Here is a 2,917-nt window from a genome sequence, read left to right on the forward strand (position 1 = left end):
GCGATAATCCTCAATCTGCTGACGACGAAATAGGTGCAGTTCATCTTTGGACATTAAAAATACCTCCATTTATTAATCTGTTGAAGGTATTATCGCATGAATTTGTAGCGTGAAATATGTGCGGACTATTTGACATTAACATTCTTCGGGAATTCATGAAACCATATCGCGAAAAAGTGTTAGCCAAAGCATCAATCCGCTATGAAACGCCCCCTGGCAAACAGGCCCAGGTTGACTGGGGAGAATTCGTTGTCACGATGCCCGATGGAAAGCTCAAAAAATTGTATGCCTTCATCATGGTTTTAGGGCATTCCAGAAATTATTATCTTGAGTTCACGGAGAATTCGAAATTTGACACATTAATCGGTTGCCATGAACGGGCATTTGCCTATTTTGGTGGTGTAACAGAGAGCATTCTGTATGACAATATGAAAACTGTTGTTGCCCACAGTCACAAAACCGGCAACGATAAATGGAATCAGCGGTTTTTGCGATTTGCCGAGCATCACCATTTTATTCCGGTTCGGCATCGGCCTTATCTGCCCCGTTCCAAGGGTTATGTTAAGCGTTCCGTTATGTAAAGAAAGGGCTATTCATTCCCATGCATAACGGAAACGCAGGTGATATTTCTTTACATAATCACCGTTGTTGATTAAAGCTTTTTAACCAGTGTTTTAGATTTTTATTATTATCCCATTTTGCCTCCTCGTCGGGAACAAGTTCTTTACTTGCGGCCTCGATCGCTTCTCTTTTTTTTGAAGCGTCTGCTTTGACATAAACTTCAGTCGTTTTAACACTCACATGACCAAGAAGATCTCTGATATAAATCAGATCCACTCCCGAATCAACAAGTCCCATTGCCGTTGTATGGCGCATTTTATGCGGACTGAAATCAGCTGGAATTAATTCCGGATTTCTTATTCTGGCTAAATCGGCATATTTTTTTATCAGATAATTGATTCCCTGGCGCTTAAACTGGTCTTGTAAGTGATTTTTGAAAAGCCAATCATGATAATGCGATTCCCGGTCAAGACCATAGTTGCTTAGATAATCACGAAGTATTGAGACTGTTGTGTTCATCAATGGAACATATCTGCTTTTCTGCCCCTTGCCATGAATCAGAAGTGTTGATGGCGAATGTAGCGATACATCCTTGACTTTGATATTGATCAACTCACTTACCCGGATTCCCGTTGTATAGAGCACTGTCAGCAGAGCATAATCGCGCGCACCGTTTCGAGTGTGCAGATCAACCTGCTCGAAAAAGAGTTTAACGCCATCAGTCTTAAGGTAAGCGATTTCTTTCTGAGGCGCTTTTTTTACCGGGATACTCAAAACTCGCTGAAACTCAATCAGTGAATCCGGAAATTCATACATCAGAAAAGCAATAAAACTGTTCAGTGCAGCCTGTCGCTGATTTCGTGTCGCAATTGCATTTTTGCGTGTTATTTCCAGCCAGCTTAAAAAGTCCAGTACCGTTTGATAAGTCAAATCAGTAATCTCGATGGAATCAGCAGAAATATTTTTTTCTTCCATGAACGAAAGAAATAGAATAAATGCATAGCGATACGAATCAATCGTCATCGGTGTACAGCCTTTCTCATTGGGGAGATAGACGATAAAAAATTTATTCAAATAGAAGGCAAACTTAGTTGTTTTCAAGGTTCACCTCGCCAAATACGGCATCAATCTTGTCTTTGAATTGTTTTTCGATGTACGGAAAGAGACTCATTGTCAGTCGGACATACTGTTCGGTTGCATAAATCGTTTTGTGACCGAGATATGTGGATAATATTGGCAGCGCCACATACATATCAGCACCGGCATCAATCATCTGTTTAAAGGAATTGACGGCAAATGTATGTCGGAAATCGTGAATTCTCGGACCTTCATTATTACCAGTGAATGGAATGCCTGCTTTTTTGAGAAACAGTCGATGGCGCTTATAAATACTGTCACCACTGCACCGACCACCATTTATCGTCGTGAAAATATAATCTTTATCATCAAGTAAATAGAAAGTTCGTACGGCAAACTGTTTTACTAATGCGATCAATTCTTTATTGAGGACAATATATCGTTCGCAGTTGTTTTTGGTCTCAAACAGCTTGATAATCCCCGCTTCCAGATCGACATCCTGTTTTCTGATTCCCAATGTTTCATTGATTCGGGTGCCACAGCAATAGAGGATTCGAAATAAAACCGGATATTGGATCTTGTCCTTTTTGTTTTTTGAAGAATCGAAGGTATCAACCGCATGGAAATACCGGCTTATTTCATCATCAGTATAAATATGCGGCTGAAACTCTGTCTTTCTGAAAGCAATATCCCTTGTTACATAGACATCATGTCCTTTTTTATTAAGGTAGCTCAGAAAATGTTTGATCCCGTTGATTCGGGAATAATGCGTTGTAGAAGCTTCCTGATCGCATTTTTTTATCCATTCCTGGGCGAGTTCTTTGGTAAAAACCGGTTCCGTCAGAACATGCTTATTGCAAAAATGTTCGAAATGTCGCAGATGTGTATAGAAGTTCTTTTCCGTGTACCCGGATGATACTTTATAATCCAGGTATGCGTTGATCTCTTTACTGAAGACGCAAATGAATTCTGGTCGTTTCATCCCCCTACACCTCATAAAACGCTGTTGCAAGAGCAGGGATGGGGAGCGGGCATTCTCTTAAACGATTGATATCAACCGCCAGGTATCCCTTTGTTGACTCGGTGTTTTGATGCCCAAGAACGGTGCTGATAATTGAGATCGGGACATTCTTTTTCAGAAGATTCGTAGCCAGGCTATGTCTCAAGGAATGTGCACCATGCTTTTTTTCCTTCCAGTGACTGATGTTTGCAAGCCGCATATATTTTGCAACAATGGAATGAATTGTCGTTTTACAAAGCTTTTTTCCCCGTTTTGCTG

Annotated in this window: 4 protein-coding genes; 1 reads left to right on the forward strand and 3 read right to left on the reverse strand. The window is 40.6% G+C overall.

What is annotated here, in order from left to right; all coding sequences use genetic code 11:
- The first annotated feature begins 155 nt into the window (after positions 1–155).
- The gene (locus QZ998_RS15735; RefSeq protein WP_296561786.1) at positions 156–581 is read left to right on the forward strand and encodes a DDE-type integrase/transposase/recombinase; all 426 of its coding nucleotides are present in this window, start codon (positions 156–158) and stop codon (positions 579–581) included.
- Positions 582–639: 58 nt separating this feature from the next.
- Here the strand turns inward: QZ998_RS15735 and QZ998_RS15740 are convergent, their stop codons facing one another.
- From QZ998_RS15740 to QZ998_RS15750, 3 genes are all read right to left on the reverse strand, one after another.
- A complete protein-coding gene (locus tag QZ998_RS15740) occupies positions 640–1,662 on the reverse strand; it encodes a tyrosine-type recombinase/integrase (RefSeq protein ID WP_296561787.1) in 1,023 nt (340 codons plus the stop codon).
- Positions 1,649–2,620, reverse strand: coding sequence for a tyrosine-type recombinase/integrase (locus QZ998_RS15745; RefSeq protein ID WP_148636314.1), 972 nt, complete (start codon positions 2,618–2,620; stop codon positions 1,649–1,651). Before QZ998_RS15745 ends, QZ998_RS15740 begins: the two co-directional genes overlap by 14 nt.
- Before the next feature lie 4 nt (positions 2,621–2,624).
- Positions 2,625–2,917 (reverse strand): tyrosine-type recombinase/integrase (locus tag QZ998_RS15750; protein ID WP_296561788.1); only part of this gene is annotated, 293 nt, incomplete at its 5' end.

Source organism: uncultured Acetobacterium sp. (assembly GCF_927416815.1).
Taxonomy (GTDB): domain Bacteria; phylum Bacillota; class Clostridia; order Eubacteriales; family Eubacteriaceae; genus Acetobacterium.